General features: G+C 54.4%; 18 protein-coding genes and 1 pseudogene. 9 read left to right on the forward strand and 10 right to left on the reverse strand.

Annotated elements, in window-relative coordinates; translation table 11 throughout:
* Positions 1 to 24: 24 nt before the first annotated feature.
* The 6 genes from OGY07_RS01355 to yihU form a co-directional block, all read right to left on the reverse strand.
* Complete coding sequence (locus OGY07_RS01355; protein ID WP_286598235.1) at positions 25 to 2,061, reverse strand: alpha-glucosidase; 2,037 nt, start codon at positions 2,059 to 2,061, stop codon at positions 25 to 27.
* A 95-nt stretch (positions 2,062 to 2,156) separates the two neighbouring features.
* On the reverse strand, positions 2,157 to 3,032 hold the full coding sequence (locus OGY07_RS01360) for a sulfite exporter TauE/SafE family protein (RefSeq protein ID WP_060570973.1): 876 nt from the start codon (positions 3,030 to 3,032) through the stop codon (positions 2,157 to 2,159).
* An 82-nt stretch (positions 3,033 to 3,114) separates the two neighbouring features.
* Positions 3,115 to 4,032 carry an aldose-1-epimerase gene (locus OGY07_RS01365; RefSeq protein ID WP_286598238.1) on the reverse strand — a complete coding sequence of 306 codons (918 nt, stop codon included), beginning with the start codon at positions 4,030 to 4,032 and terminating at the stop codon, positions 3,115 to 3,117.
* A 57-nt stretch (positions 4,033 to 4,089) separates the two neighbouring features.
* Positions 4,090 to 5,331, reverse strand: coding sequence for a sulfoquinovose isomerase (gene yihS, locus OGY07_RS01370; RefSeq protein WP_060570975.1), 1,242 nt, complete (start codon positions 5,329 to 5,331; stop codon positions 4,090 to 4,092).
* A 13-nt stretch (positions 5,332 to 5,344) separates the two neighbouring features.
* The gene (gene yihT, locus OGY07_RS01375; RefSeq protein WP_060570976.1) at positions 5,345 to 6,223 is read right to left on the reverse strand and encodes a sulfofructosephosphate aldolase; all 879 of its coding nucleotides are present in this window, start codon (positions 6,221 to 6,223) and stop codon (positions 5,345 to 5,347) included.
* A 28-nt stretch (positions 6,224 to 6,251) separates the two neighbouring features.
* Positions 6,252 to 7,133 (reverse strand): sulfolactaldehyde 3-reductase, encoded by an 882-nt coding sequence (gene yihU / locus OGY07_RS01380; protein ID WP_286598242.1) that lies wholly within the window; start codon positions 7,131 to 7,133, stop codon positions 6,252 to 6,254.
* A 166-nt stretch (positions 7,134 to 7,299) separates the two neighbouring features.
* On the opposite strand from yihU, the gene OGY07_RS01385 reads away from it, so the two are divergent.
* From OGY07_RS01385 to fabY, 7 genes are all read left to right on the forward strand, one after another.
* Positions 7,300 to 8,196, forward strand: a complete 897-nt coding sequence (locus tag OGY07_RS01385; RefSeq protein WP_286598244.1) for a sugar kinase — start codon at positions 7,300 to 7,302, stop codon at positions 8,194 to 8,196.
* Positions 8,197 to 8,229: 33 nt separating this feature from the next.
* The gene (locus tag OGY07_RS01390) at positions 8,230 to 9,033 is read left to right on the forward strand and encodes a DeoR/GlpR family DNA-binding transcription regulator (RefSeq protein ID WP_200035884.1); all 804 of its coding nucleotides are present in this window, start codon (positions 8,230 to 8,232) and stop codon (positions 9,031 to 9,033) included.
* 454 nt (positions 9,034 to 9,487) lie between these two features.
* A complete protein-coding gene (locus tag OGY07_RS01395) occupies positions 9,488 to 12,232 on the forward strand; it encodes an autotransporter outer membrane beta-barrel domain-containing protein (protein ID WP_286598247.1) in 2,745 nt (914 codons plus the stop codon).
* A gap of 184 nt (positions 12,233 to 12,416) precedes the next feature.
* Positions 12,417 to 13,016, forward strand: a complete 600-nt coding sequence (yihX, locus tag OGY07_RS01400; RefSeq protein ID WP_042292451.1) for a glucose-1-phosphatase — start codon at positions 12,417 to 12,419, stop codon at positions 13,014 to 13,016.
* Positions 13,010 to 13,882 carry a virulence factor BrkB family protein gene (locus tag OGY07_RS01405; RefSeq protein ID WP_042292454.1) on the forward strand — a complete coding sequence of 291 codons (873 nt, stop codon included), beginning with the start codon at positions 13,010 to 13,012 and terminating at the stop codon, positions 13,880 to 13,882. The genes yihX and OGY07_RS01405 overlap by 7 nt, the downstream gene beginning before the upstream one ends.
* The gene (gene dtd / locus OGY07_RS01410; RefSeq protein ID WP_042292457.1) at positions 13,879 to 14,316 is read left to right on the forward strand and encodes a D-aminoacyl-tRNA deacylase; all 438 of its coding nucleotides are present in this window, start codon (positions 13,879 to 13,881) and stop codon (positions 14,314 to 14,316) included. The genes OGY07_RS01405 and dtd overlap by 4 nt, the downstream gene beginning before the upstream one ends.
* A gap of 44 nt (positions 14,317 to 14,360) precedes the next feature.
* On the forward strand, positions 14,361 to 15,302 hold the full coding sequence (gene fabY, locus OGY07_RS01415) for a fatty acid biosynthesis protein FabY (protein ID WP_042292459.1): 942 nt from the start codon (positions 14,361 to 14,363) through the stop codon (positions 15,300 to 15,302).
* Here the strand turns inward: fabY and OGY07_RS01420 are convergent.
* Complete coding sequence (locus tag OGY07_RS01420; RefSeq protein ID WP_060570981.1) at positions 15,272 to 16,219, reverse strand: alpha/beta hydrolase; 948 nt, start codon at positions 16,217 to 16,219, stop codon at positions 15,272 to 15,274. The genes fabY and OGY07_RS01420 overlap by 31 nt on opposite strands.
* Before the next feature lie 199 nt (positions 16,220 to 16,418).
* On the opposite strand from OGY07_RS01420, the gene OGY07_RS01425 reads away from it, so the two are divergent.
* On the forward strand, positions 16,419 to 16,667 hold the full coding sequence (locus tag OGY07_RS01425; protein WP_286598252.1) for a ribbon-helix-helix domain-containing protein: 249 nt from the start codon (positions 16,419 to 16,421) through the stop codon (positions 16,665 to 16,667).
* A pseudogene (locus tag OGY07_RS01430) lies at positions 16,667 to 17,036 on the forward strand (type II toxin-antitoxin system VapC family toxin). The gene OGY07_RS01425 and the pseudogene OGY07_RS01430 overlap by 1 nt, the downstream one beginning before the upstream one ends.
* Positions 17,037 to 17,071: 35 nt before the next feature.
* Here OGY07_RS01430 and fdhE read toward each other — a convergent pair.
* The 3 genes from fdhE to fdxH form a co-directional block, all read right to left on the reverse strand.
* The gene (gene fdhE / locus OGY07_RS01435; RefSeq protein ID WP_286598254.1) at positions 17,072 to 18,001 is read right to left on the reverse strand and encodes a formate dehydrogenase accessory protein FdhE; all 930 of its coding nucleotides are present in this window, start codon (positions 17,999 to 18,001) and stop codon (positions 17,072 to 17,074) included.
* Positions 18,002 to 18,267: 266 nt separating this feature from the next.
* Complete coding sequence (gene fdoI / locus OGY07_RS01440; protein ID WP_286598256.1) at positions 18,268 to 18,903, reverse strand: formate dehydrogenase cytochrome b556 subunit; 636 nt, start codon at positions 18,901 to 18,903, stop codon at positions 18,268 to 18,270.
* On the reverse strand, positions 18,900 to 19,802 hold the full coding sequence (gene fdxH / locus OGY07_RS01445; RefSeq protein WP_060570983.1) for a formate dehydrogenase subunit beta: 903 nt from the start codon (positions 19,800 to 19,802) through the stop codon (positions 18,900 to 18,902). Before fdxH ends, fdoI begins: the two co-directional genes overlap by 4 nt.
* Positions 19,803 to 19,804: the final 2 nt, after the last annotated feature.

Consider the following 19,804-nt stretch of genomic DNA (forward strand, 5'->3'; position numbering starts at 1 on the left):
GGGTACTCCCACGGGCGAGCCTGATCAGATTTGGCGTAACGACGCGAACAGCGACGCCCACTCACTGCTGGCGCGATAAAAAACCGGTGGTTTGCCGACAGGCGCATCCACGGTAATCTCTCCGCCTTGATGAGCTTCACCGGTCCAGACGTTGATCCAATTGTCCTCTGGCAGATACAGCGTCCAGTCGCAGCGTCCCTGCTCATGAACGGGCGCAACCAGCAGGTCCTGGCCCAGCAGGTACTGGTATTTCAGGGTGTAGGTGGTCGCGTCGTCTTCGTAATGCAGGAACAGCGGACGCATCACCGGCAGGCCTGTCGCCGCGTTTTGCGCGACGGCGTCTTTGAGATACGGTTTCAGGGTTGTGAAGACGGTGGTCATACGGGCAAAGTGGGCAAGGGTTTCCGCATCGCCGTCAAACTGCCAGTTATCGCCCGGGCGGTTGCCTTCGTGGGTACGCATCATTGGCGTAAAGGCGCTAAAGTCGCACCAGCGCAGTAGCAACTCCTTCGTGCGTTTCATCTCAAACAGCGTGGTGTAACCGCCAATGTCGCTATGGTGCAAGCCGTGACCGGTCATCGCCAGAGAAAGCGCGGCAGGAACAACCGACGCCAGACCATCATCGAGACTCCAGTCAACGTTCTGATCGCCTGCCCACATCATGGTGGAGTATTTCTGGCTGCCGGTATAACCCGCGCGCATAAAGAACAGGATTTCGCCGAGCTTGCCGGTCTCTTCCAGCGCTTCGTAGTTACACTTCGCCCACAGCGCAGGCCAGGCGTTATGCATAATTTCGGCGCTGACGCCGTTATGCAGATACGTATCCGTCGGCAGATACTCGCCAAAGTCCGCCATCCAGCCGCCACAGCCGAGCGCGATCATGTTCTTTTTGATCACATCTTTGAACCAGTTGTAGGCTTCCGGATTGGTCAGATCGACCACGCCGCCATAGAACTCGCCAAATTCAACCAGATAGTCGCCACCTGTGGCATCTTTCGCCAGATAGCCGCGTTTTGCCGCTTCGGCACAAAGATCTTTGTCGCTGGCGACATACGGGTTGATGTAGGAGAGGAACTGCACCCCTTCGGCGTTCCATTGTTTTATCCGGCTGTCCAACCCGGGGTAGTTGTCGCTGTTCCACTTCCAGTTCCACATCACGCGCTTGCCGAAGGAGGTCATGCGGATCCCGGACCAGTCCTGTGCCCAGATACCGTTTACCTTCACCCCCGCGTTACGCATGGTGTCCAGCTTCTGCTGGCAGATCTCGGTACCGCCCTGAATACCGAGCGTAACGCCGTCATAGACCCAGTCCGGCAACTCGGGCTGGCGGCCCAGCAGCGCCGTCAGTTTTTCGAGCAGAGAAATGTAAGTGTCCGCGCATTCGAAGCGCAGAGTCGTGTTATCTTCCCAGAACGCCAGCTCGTGATAGTCCGGCGCGCTGAAGTCGAAATTCATATAGCAACTGTTATCGACGTGGCAGTAATACTTCTGGGTGCTGACGAAAGTGGGCTGCGGGAAGAAAGTCCAGTAATAGTCGCCGCCCGCGTTCTCTTTGCAGTCGGCCTGCCAGGTGACATAGCTCTGTTTGTTACGTCCCACGCCCTGTTCGCTGGTCCACAGCGGGAACGGTTTGCCGCGCAGATCGAAGTAAGAGAACTGCTCGCCGCAACCATAGATATGGTCTTCCGGCTTCGCGGCCAGCCGCAGCCAGATACGGTTATGGCTGCGTTCGCCGTTTTGCAGGTTCAGCGTCAGGCGGCCTTTGTCGTCGGCACAGACGTTCAGGGTGGCATTGACCGCGTCGCCGCGGCTGAACAGGATCCGCCAGCCGTCCGGGGACTCACTGACGGTCGCCTCGGTCAGGGCGATTTTTTCGTTCAACTTGTCTTTAATACTGAAGTTGCCGCGGAACATGTCGATATCGGCCACGCCTGCGCCAATCCACAGGCACGGGGATGCCGTGCTGTGGTGAAGGAGAGGGCGTTGTTGGTAGAATAAAGTAAAACCGTTCTCACTTTTCTCTAACCGGATATTCAGTAAAAACTCATCTTTCAGACTCATATCAATATCTCCATTCATTGAGGAGCGTGGGACGGGTAATGTATTTATGTTTTTTAGATTTTTAATAAGTGCTAAAACATAACGATCAGCATGTTTTATTTCGCCTCATCAGCTTTGCGAATCTCGGCGATTTTTTTACCAAACAACAGCTGTAACAGCGCCAGTAATAGAAATGGCGGTAACAGGGCAACAATCGCAGGAATTCCCATTGCGCCTTTGATTAACATCGCGCCAGAGGCAATCAGTAATAAAAAGACCAGCACACGAAATACCTTCACTGAGATACGTTTATGAACGTATTGACCTACCAGCGATCCCAGAATCATCGTCGGAATACAGAAAATCACCAGCTTGAAGGTCGAAATAGTCAATATTCCGCTGGTTGCCAGGCCGCCGACCACGGCAATATTATTTGCAGTAAAGAAGGCATTCAGCGTCCCACGAAAAGCCGCCGGTCCTAAATTACGTAACATGCCATACATCACCACCGGCGGACCATTGGTGGAGAACGCGGCACCCAGCGCACCGGCGACTGCGCCAAGCGGCGCGGCGATCCATCTGCGGTCATAAACGGGCAGGCGGGGAATGAACATGCTGTAAAACGAGTACAGGATCAGAAACGCGCCAAGCCCTATTTTCATCATATGATCGGGCAGAAACGTCAGCGCATATAAGCCGACCGGAATGCCGAGAAATGAAAAACCAATTAACACCGCAGCGGAGCGCCAGTCCGTTTCTTTTCGCGAAAGCCAGGTTGCATAGATAGCGGTTGCGGTGCCGACAATAACCGATAAGGGCGTAGCCATTTTTACCGGCAACATTAGGGTGATAAGCGGCATCGTCGTCAGCCCGCCGCCAAAGCCAGCGCAAATTCCCACAAAGGTATAAAGGAACATTAATGCAATGACGATTAATACCACGTTGGTATCTAACATGACGCCATCAGGCGTGAATAAATTAAAAAAATCCATGGTAATTCCTTATAGTTAATCCAGACCTAAACCTGGCGACGCAAATGACGCGCTGAAGCCTTTAATTGTTATTCGGTTACTTTTATTGAACTCCGGGCTCCTGGCGTTCGCCTTTAATAGATAAAAAGAGACGATGATGTTTCCCTGGTTGCAGGTAGATGAGATCGATTGCCGAATTAAAAGCATTCGGTGGACAACTCATAGGTTCAACCGCCAGTCCCTGACGATTTAACTTTTCACCGCTGTATATCTGTAACCACGGCTGATCGGCGTACAGAGTTACAGAAAGTCCTTGCGCTGGGTCGGTAATATTGACTTCCCACGTGCGGGAATCGGTTTTAAATGTGTGATCGATTTTCCGTGTGCCAATAGTCCGTGGAAGGGAAAAGTCCAGGTCCAGTTCTTGCGCCGGATGTAGCGATGTGGGATTTGAACGACTATCTACCGCAAAAACCTGTTTTGCCGGAATTTGCACCCGGTAGTTATCGACAGGCGAGAGGTTACAGGTGAGATAAGGGTGAATGCCCGCGCCATAGGGGGCCGGAAGTTGTCCGGCATTTTCACTGATTATCTCTACGGACAGGCCTTTTTCCCGATCCAGCGAATAAATCACCGTTGTAAATAAAGAGAAAGGATAACCATAGCTGGGAGGTAAAAATGCCGTCAGAGTGACGTTATCCGGTGCCGCATCAGCGACCTGCCAGTCGCGCCAGGCCAGAAAACCATGAATGGCGGCGCGTGAAGCGTGCTCATTCACCGGCAACTGAAATTCCTGCCCCTGATACCGATAACAGCCATTCGCAATACGGTTAGGCCAGGGAACAAGCACTTTCCCCAGATGTGCGGGCGGCATTTCTTCCGGGTTATGCGGTATCACCAGGTGGCAGCCCTGATATGTTAATTCCGCAAGTCCGGCGCCAACGGTCACAATTTTTGCGCGGTAATCGCCTGCTGTAAGGGAAAGGGTTTTCCCCCCGCTATGCAAACGTATTTGCTGCATACTTATCCCCTGACGGCATATCAACGCAGAATGTTGATATGCCGTATTACGTTGGTTTTACTTAGCGTTTATGTCCAGTAACCCGGCGGCGACGGCGGGCGCCAGGCCCGGCGCTAACGGGATGCGTGGAATCACCAGACAGTGAAGCAGGTGGTAAATATCCTGTTTACCGTCCCAGACTTTGGTGGTGACCTTGTTGTCAGGATCAAGCTCCTGCCACCAGGAACCATTTTCGTAGTCCATCAGGTATTTAATGCAGTAGTCCCACCATTTCTGATACCAGTTTTCATACTGGCGATCGCCTGTCACGGTATAGAGCGCATATGCCGTTCCCATCGCTTCCACGATCGGCCAGCGTACACGTTCCCGCACGATGGGTTTACCTTCCCAGTCTACGGTGTAAACGATGCCGTCAGCGCCATCCGGCGCCCAGGCGTCGCGGATAGTGGCGTGGAACAGCCCTTTGGCGTCTTCCAGCAGCCAGGCGGGAGGTTGCTCGCATCTGGCTTCAAACGCGGCGTGGATATGCAGCATCAAGCGGCCCCATTCAATCCAATGGCCGGGCGTGCCGCCGTAGGCGCGGAAGCGGTGAGCCGGATTGTCTTTGTTGTAATCGCGGATGGGATTCCAGTTGACGTCGAAGTGCTCATTGACGCGATACTCGCCTTTACGCGCGACGTCGTGAATAATCACCGACGCGATACGCACCGCACGGTCAAGCCATTTACGGTCATGTGTGACGTCATAGACGATCAGGAAGGCTTCGACGGCATGCATATTGGCGTTACCGCCGCGGTAATCTTCGGTTTTGCTGAAGGCTTCGTCCCAGGATTCAAGGCACATCTGCTCTTCTTCGCTCCAGAAGTATTTTTCAATGGTTTCAATGGCATCATCGAGTAACTTTCTGGCTTCCGGATGGCCAGTGGTGACCGCGCTGGCGGCACCGAGCAGGACAAAGAAATGCTGGTAACCCTGTTTGGAAGCATCCATCACTCCCTGATCATTAACGCAGGCGTACCAGCCGCCATATTTTTTATCCCGCAGTGCGCCATTGAGGGCTTTAATCCCATGCTCAACGAGATCGTAAGCCCCCGGTCTGCCCATCGCGGCGGCGACAGAATAAACGTGCAGCATACGAGCGGTGATCCACAAATGGGTCCCCATCTCTTCTTTTACCTGGCCTTTATTACCCAGCCAGCCGAAGCCGGTTGGCACCGCTGCATTTTTACCAAAATCAAAGATGCGATCCGTTTCTTGCTCCAGCCAGCGGTTGTGGCTTAAGGTGTTAAACCATTTCATGTGCATTCCTCGTTTAATTACGTTTAGCCATCATTTCGTCGACGATTTCGCCTAATCGCTGCAGTTTCGGTACAGAGATGTCGCGTAACATCATGGTGGTATCCGGCAGCCCAATCACTGACGACCAGACCGCGCGGCCAGCCAGGAAGCCGGATGCGCCAGCACGCATCGCCACACTGACCGCCCGCGGGAATAACTTTTCATCCACGCCGGAGGAGAGAATCACCCACGGCATCGCGATATGCTCATTCAACCGCTGGGAGGCCGACAGCAGTTCCTGCTGTGAACCTTTGCCGTACAGCGGCATTTCGACTTTGTAGAGGTCGGCGCCGCTGTCGCCCAGCTCTTTCGCGGCGTCGATGATGGCCTGCTCGCGATCGAATTTATCGCCGCGACGCGGTGGGCGAACCACGGGTTCGATAATGCTCAACAGGCCGTTGCTGTGGCATAGCGTGTTGAATTCTTTCACCATATCCAGACGTTGCTGTGCGTCTTCATCACTGCGCCACAGCACCAGCAGCTTCAGCGCTTTTGCGCCATCCTGCTTCACGGCCTGAGGGTTAATACTTTTGTCGATTGTCACGCTGTCGACGGGAATGCCGTTACCCGGAATAAACGCATCGGCGGCGACGATCATCGCGCAGCTTTTGGCGACCGCGTTTTGTTCCACCACCTGGCGGTAACAGAACTGCTCATCCAGCAGAATCGCCGAGGCATACGGCGACAGTATTTTTGCCGCGTTGACTTTGAAGTCGGTCAGATGCTGATCCGTCACCGGCGTCGGCGCGCCTGCGGCGGCAAACATCAGGCGCATTGCTTCGCGCTGATCAACCGCCAGCATGGCAAAACCGCCGGAAGGTCGGGTGATATCTTTCAGGGTGTACGTCGTCATTCTTCAGTCCTTTTGCGTATCAAAATGGTTATTTCAGTCCGGCAGAAGTGCGAACCTGTTCGAGAATCGCTGTCCAGTCTTCGCGGCCGCGGCCAGCCGCCCGCGCCTGGTTATAAACCTCACGGGAGGCGGCGCCGAGCGGCATCGGGACGTGCAGGTGGTTGGCGACATCCAGCGCGATGCCCAGATCCTTATGTGCCAGATCGATCATGAAGGCCGGGGAAAGATCCCCTTTCAGCACCTTGTTCGGCCAGGAGGTTGTGAAATGGCCTTTCCCGGCGGGGGTCCCGCTCATGACTTTCAGGGCCACCTCAAAAGAGAGACCGAGTGCTTCACAGAGCACAGCGGCTTCGGCGGACAGGGCGTTGAGCGCAATGCTCATGTAGTTGTTGATGAGCTTCACGCGGATACCCATGCCCGGCCCTCCGGCATTAATCAGCTCGTCACCCATTGCCATCAGCAACGGCATGGCCCGTTCTATCTGTTCCGCGGTGCCGCCCGCCAGCAGAAGCAGCGTGCCGGCCACGGCGTGATCGGAGGTACGGCCAACGGGCACGTCCATCATTTCGAACCCTCTGGCGCGCATGTCGGCAATCAGGCTATCGGTCTGTAAGGGATGAATGGTCGACATATCAATCACCAGCGCCTGCGGCGACAGGGCTTCGCAAACGCCCTGTGCGCCAAACAGCACGCTGCGCACCAGATCGCCATTCGGCAGCATGGTGATAACAAACTCAGCGCCTTCCACGGCCTGCGCCGGACTGCTGGCTGGCTGAGCGCCTTTTTCCACCAGGCGCTGTACGGCGTCCGGATTGACGTCGAAGACGCTGAGTTGGTGACCCTGCTTCAACAGGTTGCTCGCCATCGGCGAACCCATTTGCCCTAATCCGATAAATGCTACTGCTGCCATAACGTCCTCCTGAGACGTGGATGTCATTTTTTGTCATTCATTGCCGCTTGTTTTGTCTGTTTTTGATCGTATTTGTAATTTATGGTCAAAAAATTGACAGCCGTCACTTTTTAAACATTTTGTGAAATTAAAATAAATCCCATCCCGAACTGCTTAAGGAACGACCATGATTCGCATTGCTTGTGTAGGAATTACCGTGATGGATCGCATCTATTACGTAGAAGCGTTACCGACAGAAGGAGGTAAATATGTGGCAAATCGCTATACGGAAGTGGGCGGCGGGCCTGCTGCGACTGCCGCAGTGGCTGCGGCGAGGCTGGGCGCGCAGGTGGACTTTATTGGCCGTGTGGGCGATGACGCCACCGGAAACACCCTGCTGGCGGAACTGGAGTCCCTGGGGGTGAACACGCGCTATACCCGGCGCTACGCGGGGGCGAAGTCATCCCAGTCGGCGATTACCGTCGACGCCAAAGGGGAGCGGATTATTGTCAACTTTCCCAGTCCGGATTTACCGCCAGACGCCGACTGGCTCAGGGAAATCGACTTTTCGCAGTGGGACGTGGTACTGGCCGACGTTCGCTGGCATGAAGGCGCAAGACAGGCCTTCACGCTGGCGCGCGAGGCGGGCGTCATAACGGTACTGGATGGCGATGTCACGCCGCAAGACATTCGCGAGCTGGTGGCAATGTGCGATCACGCAGCGTTCTCTGAACCGGGACTGACGCGTTTAGCGGGGACAGAAAATGTCATTGATGCGCTAAGATACGCACAAACGATCACAAATGGTCATGTGTATGTGACTCGCGGTAGCGAGGGATGCAGTTGGCTCGACAAGGACCTACTACGGCATCAGCCCGGCTTCGCCGTTGAGGTTGTCGATACCACTGGCGCGGGCGACGTTTTTCACGGCGCGCTGGCGTTTAGCCTGGCTTGCGGTGAGGCGCAGCCAGAGGCGGTCAGATTCGCCAGTGGCGTGGCGGCGCTGAAGTGTACCCGACCCGGTGGACGCGCTGGGATCCCCGACTGTGATCAAACCCGCTCTTTTCTGTCACTTTTTGTATAAAATTGCAGGGCAATGGTTTTTCGAGGAAATTTCATGAGTCTTACTGAACTGACCGGCAATCCCCGTCACGATCAACTGCTCGCGCTCATTGGGGAGCGCGGGTATATGAACATTGATGAGCTGGCGGATTTGCTGGAGGTCTCAACCCAGACGGTGCGTCGCGATATCCGAAAATTAAGCGAGCAGGGGCTGATCACTCGTCATCACGGCGGTGCGGGGCGCGCATCCAGCGTCGTCAATACGGCATTCGAGCAGCGTGAGGTCTCGTGGACGCAGGAGAAAAAAGCCATTGCGGAAGCGGTCGCTGACTATATCCCGGACGGTTCCACCGTGTTTATCACCATTGGCACCACCGTCGAGCAGGTCGCACGGGCGTTGTTGAACCACAACCATCTGCGCATTATCACGAACAGTCTGCGCGTCGCCCATATTCTCTACAACAATCCGCGATTTGAAGTGATGGTGCCCGGCGGAACGCTGCGTCCGCACAACAGCGGGATTATCGGACCTTCCGCGACAGCCTTTGTCGCCGGATTTCGCGCCGACTATCTGGTCACCAGCGTCGGGGCGATAGAGGGTGATGGCGCGTTGCTGGAGTTTGATGTCAACGAGGCCAGCGTGGTGAAAACCATGATGGCGCACTCACGGCACATTCTCCTCGCCGCCGACCATACCAAATACCATGCTTCTGCCGCGGTAGAAATTGGTAATGTTTCGCAGGTAACAGCCTTGTTTACCGATGAACTGCCCGGACCCGCCCTGCATAATTTGCTTACCTCCCAGCAGATCGAAATCGTTCAAGTGAGCCCCGGTCAGGACGATGCCGTGAATGCCTGACAGCACTTTTCATATCAACCGCCGATGCTGGCGGTTTTTTTATCACAAAAATAAAAAATAGATAAACATCCTAATATTCAGCGCACTATTCTTAAAATCCTCTCCTTTAAGCAAAAAATGCTTTTTTTACCATTTGATTTTTTTATGAATTTGCGTTTTGGCACGCCGTTTTTTTTTCAGCAAAAAAAGTGCCCAGGAATAATGCAAATAATTATATAAAAATCTTCTTGGTTATATATTTCTGCGTTTTAGCACCCATTGACAGCCCGATTAATTAAAGATATTTATGCCGTAAAAGGTAAGGTACATAAATTTTTAAGTTCGGCGTCGCTTTAATTTAAAGAGCGCGGTCCTTTTACCTTTGGTTTTTTCAAGCAGTTATTTTCATTAGAAAACGGAGTCCTGATTCCTGACGAGTACGTGTAAAAACAAACGTTAAGGAAAAGGTGGAAATATGAAAACCATGAATAAAGATCTGAAAAAGAGCGCGCTTTTTAATAAGACGGCATTAAGCATTGCCGTTGCGCTTATTGCTGTAGGCGGCCATGTTCCGATAGCAGACGCGGAGCTGACGCTGGACCATAACAACGTACTTTATTATTACGCAGGTGCTACCCCCCTTGGTGATTACGATCTGATTAACGTCACAACCACCGGGACAGGCGCTACATCCCCGCTCGGGGGCTTTGGTGTTTATCTACAGACGAACGGCATGAATGCGCCAAGTCTGAAAGACATTACTATTAAAACGTCCGGTTCTGCTGCCGATGCGATTAGGGGCAACAGCGAAGCGGTCTTTTTTAAAGCCAGAAATTTAACCATTGAAACCACGGGGTCGTCGGCTGACGGCATTAATGCGGCGTCCGATTTTAATAATAACTACGACTCTCTGGTTTATGTCTCTGAATCTGCGAATATTGCGGTAAAAGATGGCGTTGCCGTCCGGGCGAATAACTTCCAGAACGCGGGAGCAAACAGCATTATTGTCCTGGCCGGAAAAAACGTGTTGAAAGTCACAGGCACGGGTACTGCGGCGAATGTGGCAGACAGTAAAGGCTACGCTGTTTACGCCGGTAACCGGGACAGAGATACCAACGGCATGGGGATTGTGGATATTCTGCAAGGGAAAAGCCATAACACCAAAGGTAATGCGTATGTCTTTATCGGCGATGACTCTGAAATTTCTACCACCACCAAAGCGGGGCATGCTGTTTACGCCAATAAGGGCGGCCTTATCCAGCTAGGTGACGGGGTGGATATTTCAACCACGGGAACCAACGCATTCGCTATTTACGCCTCTACGGAACAGCAAGGTACCTACACGGATAATATCCGTCCGGGTACGGTGTATCTGGCGGGAGGCGCGAAGCTGAGAGTGGCTGACAGCGCCGATGTGATTCAGGCCAACGGCGTTGATTCAATCATTGCCAGCCAGGCGCTGGCAGTGCCGGAGATTGCCGATACGTATCTCAGGACCGACCGGTTAAACATCGACAGAACGGCGCTGACCGACAGCGAAGGCGTGTTTGATATTGAAGGCAATATCAACGCCATCAATGGCGGTACCGTGGCGCTGAATATGGCAGATACTTCCCTGTTCGTCGGCTCGTCCAGCGTAGACGCCACGTCAAAAGTTAACCTGAACATGAAAGGCGGCGACAGCCTGTGGACGATGACCAAAGACTCCACGCTGACTAACCTGACGCTGGATCAGGCGACGCTGCGCTACAGCCCTGACGGCGTATCCCGCGACGATCAGTCCACCTTCAAGACCCTGACCGTGATGGGTAACTATATTGGTACTAACGCGTTGCTGGTACTGAACACGGTTCTGGAAGGCGACAGTTCATTTACCGATAAGCTGATTGTACAGGGCGATACCTCCGGCAATACCAACGTCGGCATTAACAACATTGGCGGCATGGGCGAGCTGACCGTTGACGGTATCAAAATCGTTGAGGTCGCAGGGAACTCTGACGGTACCTTCACCAAAGCCGGACGTATTGTCGCGGGCGCGTATGACTACGATGTGGTGAAGAAAGCCAGCGACTGGTATCTGACCAGCGAACTGACGCCTGTGGATCCGCCGGAAGAACCGGATCCCGATCCGGTCGATCCGCCAGAGCCTCCGACACCGCCAGACCCGGTCGATCCGGTTGACCCTCCTGAGCCGCCGGAACCTCCAACCCCACCGACGCCGCCTGCGCCTGAACCCACGCCGGTTGAGCACCAGTATCGTCCGGAATTTGGCAGCTATCTGGCGAACAATTACGCAGCCAACACGATGTTTATCACCCGTCTGCACGACCGTCTGGGTGAGACGCAGTACACCGACGTGCTGACCGGAGAAGAAAAAGTCACCAGTATGTGGATGCGCAACGAGGGCGGTCATACTCGCTTCGACGACGCCAGCGGGCAGTTGAAAACCACGGCAAACCGCTACGTCCTGCAAATTGGCGGCGACCTGGCGCAATGGAGCAGTGACGGCCTTGACCGCTGGCATCTCGGCGCGATGGCGGGCTATGCCAACCAGAAAAGCAAAACCCGTAATAGCCAGACAGGCTATGCCTCTCGCGGTTCCGTAGACGGTTATAGCGTTGGCCTGTACGCCACCTGGTATGCGAACGAAGCCGATAAAACCGGCACCTACCTGGACAGCTGGGTATTGTACAACTGGTTCGATAACACCGTTCGCGGTGACCATCTGGCCAGCGAAAGCTACAAATCCGACGGTATCACGGCGTCTGTGGAAGGCGGTTACAGCTTCCTGGTCGGTGAAAGTGAGAACGCAACTTACTGGATCCAGCCGAAAGCCCAGGTTATCTGGATGGATGTGCAGGCTGATACCCACCGTGAAAATAACGGAACGGTTGTCAAAGATAAAACTGACGGCAATCTGATGACCCGTCTTGGCGTTCGCGCTTACCTGAAAGGGCACGCGGAAAAAGACGCCGGTAAAGGTCGTGAGTTCCAGCCGTTCGTAGAGGCAAACTGGATCCACAATACCAATAACCAGGCCGTGCAGATGGGCTCCATCACGGATGAAATCAGCGGCACGCGCAATATTGGCGAACTAAAAGTGGGTGTGGAAGGGCAGGTGACGCCACGGCTGCAGGTCTGGGGTAACGTTGCGCAGCAGGTGGGCGACAACAGCTACAGCGATACCTCCGCGATGCTTGGCGTGAAGTACACTTTCTGATACGACAGGCTGCCATAAATCGTTGTAAAGATTGAAGCCACAGGCCCGATAATCGGGTGATGTCACCAGAGGCGATGCTGAAAATGCATCGCCTTTTTTTTCGCTGATCTTCCCGGTCAGACGGATAGTCAAACTTCGCCTTTCCCGCTACAGTTATTCATCCACGGCGAGTAAGGAGATGAACATGCTCTATATCTTTGATTTAGGTAATGTGATTGTCGATATCGACTTCAACCGCGTGTTAGGGGCATGGAGTGATTTGAGCCGTGTACCGCTGGCGTCATTAAAGCAAAGTTTTACGATGGGAGACGTCTTCCACCAGCATGAGCGCGGAGAAATCACTGACGAAGCGTTTGCCGAAGCGCTGTGTCAGGAGATGGAACTGTCGCTGAGCTATGAGCAATTTTCTCACGGCTGGCAAGCGGTGTTTGTCGCGCTGCGGCCTGAGGTGATCGACATCATGCATAAACTGCGTGAGCAGGGACATCGCGTGGTTGTTCTGTCGAACACTAACCGTCTGCATACCACGTTCTGGCCGGAAGAGTACCCTGAGATTCGCCAGGCGGCGGATCATATCTATCTTTCTCAGGATCTCGGTATGCGCAAGCCGGAAACGCGTATCTATCAGCACGTTCTCCAGCAGGAAGGATTTTCCGCGAGCGATGCGGTCTTTTTTGACGATAACGCCGATAATATAGAAGGGGCTAACCAGGTTGGGATGACCAGCATTCTGGTGACCGATAAATCCACCATTCCTGATTATTTCGCGACGCTGTTATGCTAAAAACCGCGCATCAAAAAGCCAGGCACCATACGCGTCCGATCCGGGCCTGGCTAAAGCTGCTCTGGCGGCGCATTGATGAAGACAATATGACGACGCTGGCAGGAAATCTCGCCTACGTCTCGTTGCTCTCTTTAGTGCCGTTGATCGCGGTTGTTTTTGCGCTGTTTGCCGCCTTTCCGATGTTTTCCGAAGTCAGCGTTCAGCTCCGGCACTTTGTTTTTGCTAACTTTATCCCCGCTACAGGCGATGTGATTCAGCGCTATATCGAACAGTTTGTGGCGAATTCCAACAAAATGACCGCCGTCGGGGCGTGTGGGCTGATCGTTACCGCGCTGCTGCTGATGTACGCCATCGACAGCGCCCTCAATACCATCTGGCGCAGCAAGCGTACGCGGCCAAAGGTCTATTCTTTTGCCGTGTACTGGATGATCCTGACGCTCGGGCCGCTACTGGCCGGGGCGAGTCTTGCCATCAGCTCATATTTACTTTCATTGCGCTGGGCAAGCGATCTCAATTCGGTGATTGATGATGTCCTGCGCATTTTCCCGCTGATCCTTTCCTGGCTCTCTTTCTGGTTGCTTTACAGTATTGTGCCGACTACGCGCGTACCCAATCGTGATGCCGTTGTCGGCGCATTTGTCGCTGCGGTGCTGTTCGAAGCAGGAAAGAAAGGTTTCGCGCTTTATATCACCATGTTTCCGTCTTATCAGCTCATTTATGGCGTGCTGGCGGTGATCCCGATTTTATTTGTCTGGGTATACTGGACCTGGTGTATCGTCTTGCTTGGCGCGGAAATAACTGTCACTCTCGGGGAATACCGCAAACTCAAACAAGCCGCAGAACAAGAAGAAGCAGACCAACCATGATTGCACTCATTCAGCGCGTAACCCGTGCCAGCGTCACCGTGGAGGGAGAGGTGACGGGTGAAATTGGCAACGGACTTTTAATCTTATTAGGTGTCGAAAAGGATGACGACGAGCAGAAAGCGAATCGCTTATGCGAGCGCGTACTGGGCTACCGTATTTTTAGCGATGCTGACGGCAAGATGAACTTAAACGTGCAGCAGGCGGGCGGAAGCGTGCTGGTGGTATCGCAGTTTACGCTGGCGGCCGATACGGAACGCGGCATGCGTCCCGGGTTCTCCAAAGGGGCAACGCCGGAACGTGCTGAGGCGCTGTACGATTATTTCGTCGGGCGCTGCCGCCAGCAGGAAATGAACACGCAAACCGGACGCTTCGCTGCGGATATGCAGGTTGCGCTGGTCAACGATGGTCCCGTGACGTTCTGGCTTCAGGTATGAATCAGCTTCCGGCGTGGCCGCGGGTAACAAGAGAGAGTACAGCTATGTATCACCTTCGTGTACCGCAAACAGAAGAAGAATTAGAGCGTTACTATCAGTTTCGCTGGGAAATGCTGCGTAAACCGCTGCATCAGCCAAAAGGTTCCGAACGTGACGCCTGGGACGCGATGGCGCATCACCAGATGGTCGTGGATGAAGACGGTAACCTGGTTGCCGTGGGACGGTTGTACATTAATGCCGATAACGAAGCCTCTATCCGCTTTATGGCCGTTGATCCCGCAGTACAGGAAAAAGGACTGGGGACGCTGATGGCGATGACGCTGGAGTCGGTGGCGCGTCAGGAGGGCGTTAAGCGAGTGACCTGTAGCGCTCGCGAGGACGCGGTCGACTTCTTCGCCAAGCTGGGCTTTGTGAATCAGGGCGAAATTACCACGCCGCAAACCACGCCGGTACGCCATTTTTTGATGATTAAGCCTGTCGCTTCGCTCGACGACATATTGCATCGCGGCGACTGGTGCGGACAGCTACAGCAGGCCTGGTATGAACATATCCCGCTAAGCGAGAAAATGGGCGTACGTATTCAGCAGTACACCGGGCAAAAATTCATTACTACCATGCCGGAGACGGGCAATCAAAACCCGCACCACACGCTGTTCGCCGGAAGTCTGTTTTCGCTGGCGACACTCACCGGTTGGGGGCTTATCTGGCTAATGCTGCGTGAGCGCCACCTCGGCGGCACCATTATTCTTGCCGACGCCCATATTCGCTACAGCAAGCCCATCAGCGGCAGACCCAGCGCGGTAGCCGATCTCGGCTCACTGAGCGGCGATCTTGACCGACTGGCGCGAGGTAAAAAAGCGCGCGTCCAGCTGCAGGTCGAACTGTTGGGCGATGAAACAACCGGCGCGATATTTGAAGGCATTTATATCGTCCTGCCCGCAAAGCCCTTCGGTCCCTATGAAGAAGGTGGGAACGAGGAGGAGTAGGCTGCCTTCTGCTGTCCAATGCGCCAGGCGATATCCTGCATTGCGCTGCGCGCGGCCTGGCTTACTCCGCCAAGCTGGAAGAATCCATGAATAACGCCGAGGTAACGCTGGCAGGTGCAATCTACGCCCTGTGCCGTAAGGCGGTCATACAGCGCTTCGTCTTCATCGCACAGTGGATCGTACTCTGCGCTAATAATGTGAGTGGGCGGCAGGCCATTGAAATCCTCTCTCCACAAAGGGCTGGCTTCGGGGTGCTGGCGGTCGGTGTGTGATAAATACATCTCATAGCCGGTAAGTAATGTGTCACGCGTGATGAGGTAATCCAGCCCATTGCGGGTATAGCTTTCAAAATGCGCCGTGGCGTCGAGCATAGGGTAAATGAGTAACAACTGCGCAGGCAGCCAGCGTTTCGCCGCTTTCAGGCGCATCGCGGTTACCAGCGCCAACTGCCCACCCGCGCTGTCTCCGGCAAGCGTAATGCGCTGTCGGTCGATGCCAAATCGCTCGTGGTAGGTCCAGACAAGATTTGCCCCTTTTTCGGCATCGTCATGCGCCGCCGGGAAAGTATGCTCTGGCGCGAGACGGTACTGGACGGCGATTACCCGGCAGTTGCTGCGGTAAGCCAACTGGCGTAGTTGCTTATCGTGGGTGGCAAATCCTCCGCTGACAAAACAGCCGCCGTGATAATAGATCACACAGGGCAGCGCGCCTGATGCGTGACGGGGAGAAACCACCCGAAACGTTATTTCTTCGAGTACACACACTTCCACTTCGACACGACTTTCCGTGTCGCCAGCGAGCACCGTACTGGCGACATAGCCCGCCCTCCTGTCATCAATACGCTGACCGCGAACAGAGGGGCGTCCCGCGGCGATAAAGTCTCCAACCAACTTTGCAATGCCCTTTTCCAGCGCCATATTTCTCACCCTTTATCTGTATGAATACACAGTGTTATAGCCTGGATAGCGGCGAAATAAAATGACGAATTTTACCGTGATAGCGATTCTGGAAAGCGCCTCGCAAAAGTGAAAGTCACGTCTGAAAGCGCTTTTTTCCCTGCCGCCACGGCTGTATGTTGTGCGAAAAATAGCTGCAAACGATATGCCGGAGAGATATATGAGTATGATGGTTGGAATGGTTATGGGCAGGGTTTTACTCGACCTGCCAGACGATGTGATCAAGCGTCTTGATGATCTCAAAAAGCAGCGCAACCTACCGCGTGCTGAGCTATTACGCGAAGCAGTAGAACAAAACCTTGAAAGACAAGGTCTGGCAGAAAATACCCTTTCTAACGCGTCAGGACTGTGGCAGGGCTGCGAAGAAGACGGTATCGAATACGAAAGGAAATTGCGCGAGGAATGGTGATGCCGCAAGGGGCTGTATTATTTGATACCCATAGATCGATTTGTTTAGCGGTCGTCGTGAGGCGAAACAGGCGCTTGAAACGTATCCCCCACAAAATGCGATTAGCCTTATCACATGGATGGAAGTAATAATCGGTGCGAAGAAATATCATCAGGAAAACCGCACGCGTATAGCTTTAAGCGTCTTCAACGTGATTGGCGTTACACAGGATATCGCAGAACGCAGCGTCAGCCTGATGCAGGAGTATGGTATGAAACTGCCGAATGCGATCATCCTGGCAACCGCCCAAATCCATCGCTGTCAGCTTGTGACGCGTAATACAAAAGACTTTGCCGGGATACGGGGGTGATCACGCCATATCACTTGTAGACCGGACGACGGGGGCCATCCGGTCCAGGTAAGCTTTACTCCCCTTCACCCGGGAACAGGAACGGGTTGATAGAACTACGGGCAAAGCCCTCCTGCTCCATTTTGGCGTCCAGAATCAACGAGGCAAGATCGTCAGCCACCGCTTCGACTTTCGGGTCTTTTTCCTGATAGAGAATCTTCAGGTAGGTTCCGCAGTCGCCGCAGCTTTCGGCTTTGATTGCCGCCTGCTCATTTTCCAGCGACCAGTAGTGCAAATCGCGGCTCTGCTCGCAGTTGCTGCATTTCACGCGCACCACGTGCCATTCGGTTTCACACAGGTTGCAGTGCAGATAGCGCAGCCCCTGTGTGGTGCCAATTTGCACAATGCTGGAGACCGGCATTGAGCCGCACACCGGGCAATACTGGCGCTGTTCGCCGTATTCGGCGCGGGCTTTGCCCGGGATCAGGTTAGCCATCTGTGCCCAGTAAAGCGACAACGCAGCCCAGATAAACGGCGCTTTGTCGCTGCTTACAGAGGCAAAATCCGCAGCGAACAGCGCGCTCGCCATCTGTTCCAGCTCTTGTTCGGAGGCTTTTTCCAGGTTTTCGATCACCGCCAGCGCCGGGCCGCTCATTTCGGGCTTCAGCTCCGCAATCAGCGAATGCAGCAGCGTTTGCCAGTGTTTATCGCGCGGCAGAACGTGAATATCCAGCGGTGGTTTGCCCTGTTCGTTCGCTTCTTTAATGCGTGCGGTCAGGTCTATCTGAAGCGGGTGATCGTACAGCACCACTTCCTGCGCGTGGGCGATCAGCGCAGCAAAGCGCAGGTAATCGCCCAGCGGGTTGTTCTCTGCCAGTTCGCGCAGGCGTTCGGCGCGACGGTTATATAAATTTTTGAGCCGGGGAAATAATAACGGTGGGATCATATCCGTCGCGCGCTTCTCGCTTTTTTCCAGCTCATCTTGCGGGATGATACGAATGCTCATTGAGTGCTTCCTGGTTGGGCGGATCGGTGGTCTGTCATCCGCTCTTGATTTGGCGCCTGCCACGCGCCCGCTCTGGTGAATATCAGTAATGATAACCGCAATCGGTCTGCGGGATATACCGGTGACATCGCAATGTGTGCGGTACGATACCCGATCTTAACGGAGCAGACTATTCACCGTTCGGATTAGCTGGCGGAGCCTGACACGAAATAGCGCCGGAAACAATGTTCCCGGCGCCAGAGTCATTGGGATGGATAATCAGCGGGTCAGGACGATGTTTTGTCCTGCTTTTCACGCACTTCGCGGTACCAGCGTGGGTGATGTTTCTTCGCCCACGAGCGGGTAACCCAGCCTTCAACCATAGCCGTAATCGTGCCTTTCACCCACAGCGCAGCGTAAATATGCACCATAATCACCACGATCAGCGCGACGGCGGCAAAGGAGTGCAACATCAGCGCAAAGCGGATCACCGGAATGGAAAACGCCGGGGCAAAGTACGGACGCCAGATGATCACGCCGCTCACCAGCAGCAGCACCAGGAAGATAATCGCCGCCCAGAACACGCATTTCTGGCCGAAGTTATACCGTCCGGTGTCGCCAACCTCGTCGTTGACGATAATCTTGCGGATGTTCTTCGCCCAGAAAATATCGTCCCGATTGATCAGGTTGTGATGCCAGTAACGGAAGAACATGATGATGAACGAGGCGAACATGATCACGCCCACGAACGGGTGCAGAATGCGCGCCAGCTGCGGCGTGCCGAGAATCTGCATCAGCCAGTTGAAGGACGGGAAGAAAAAGCCCAGTCCACTCACCGCCGCCAGCACGAAGCAGAAGGCGGTGACCCAGTGGTTGATGCGTTCCGGCGCGGTGTAGCGCACGATGGTGTCACGACGTTTCATTTGCGCACCTCGTCTTTCTCTTCATGCAGGTTGTCATCTTCTTCCTCCGCACGGTTCGGACCGACCCCGACGTAGTGGAAGACGCTGGCCGCAAAGGTCGCCGCAAAGCCGACCGCTGCAAGAGGTTTCCAGATCCCTTTCCAGAACTTCACGGTGGCGCTGATTTCCGGGTTTTCCGGCAGGCCGTGGTACAGATTCGGCTTGTCGGCATGGTGCAGCACGTACATCACGTGCGTACCGCCGACGCCTGCCGGATCGTACAGGCCTGCGTTGTCGTAACCGCGAGTTTTCAGCTCGGCGACGCGCTCGCCCGCCAGCGTTTTCATATCCTCTTTTGAGCCAAAGTGGATAGCGCCGGTTGGGCAAGTTTTCACGCAGGCCGGTTCCTGGCCGACGTTGACGCGGTCGACGCACAGCGTACATTTATACACGCGGTTGTCTTCCGGATTCAGACGCGGCACGTCGAACGGGCATCCGGCGATGCAGTAGCCGCATCCGATGCACTGTTCAGACTGGAAGTCGACAATGCCGTTAGCATACTGAATGATCGCCCCTTCCGCCGGGCACGCCTTCAGGCAGCCCGGATCGGCACAGTGCATGCAGCCGTCCTTGCGGATCAGCCATTCCAGTTTGTCGTTCTGTTCCACTTCCGAGAAGCGCATCACCGTCCATGATTTGGCGGTCAAATCCGCCGGGTTATCGTAAACCCCGACGTTGCTGCCGATTTCATCACGAATGTCATTCCACTCCGAACAGGCCACCTGGCAGGCTTTACAGCCGATACAGGTGGTTACGTCGATAAGCTTCGCCACTTCTTGCTGGTGATCCCGCGCCTGGGGCGCGGGGGTGAAACCGTTAGTCGCGGAACGACGAATGATGTCTTGCGATTGATAAGCCATAA

The organism is Citrobacter sp. Cs237 (genome assembly GCF_030332325.1).
GTDB classification, from domain to species: domain Bacteria; phylum Pseudomonadota; class Gammaproteobacteria; order Enterobacterales; family Enterobacteriaceae; genus Citrobacter_A; species Citrobacter_A sedlakii.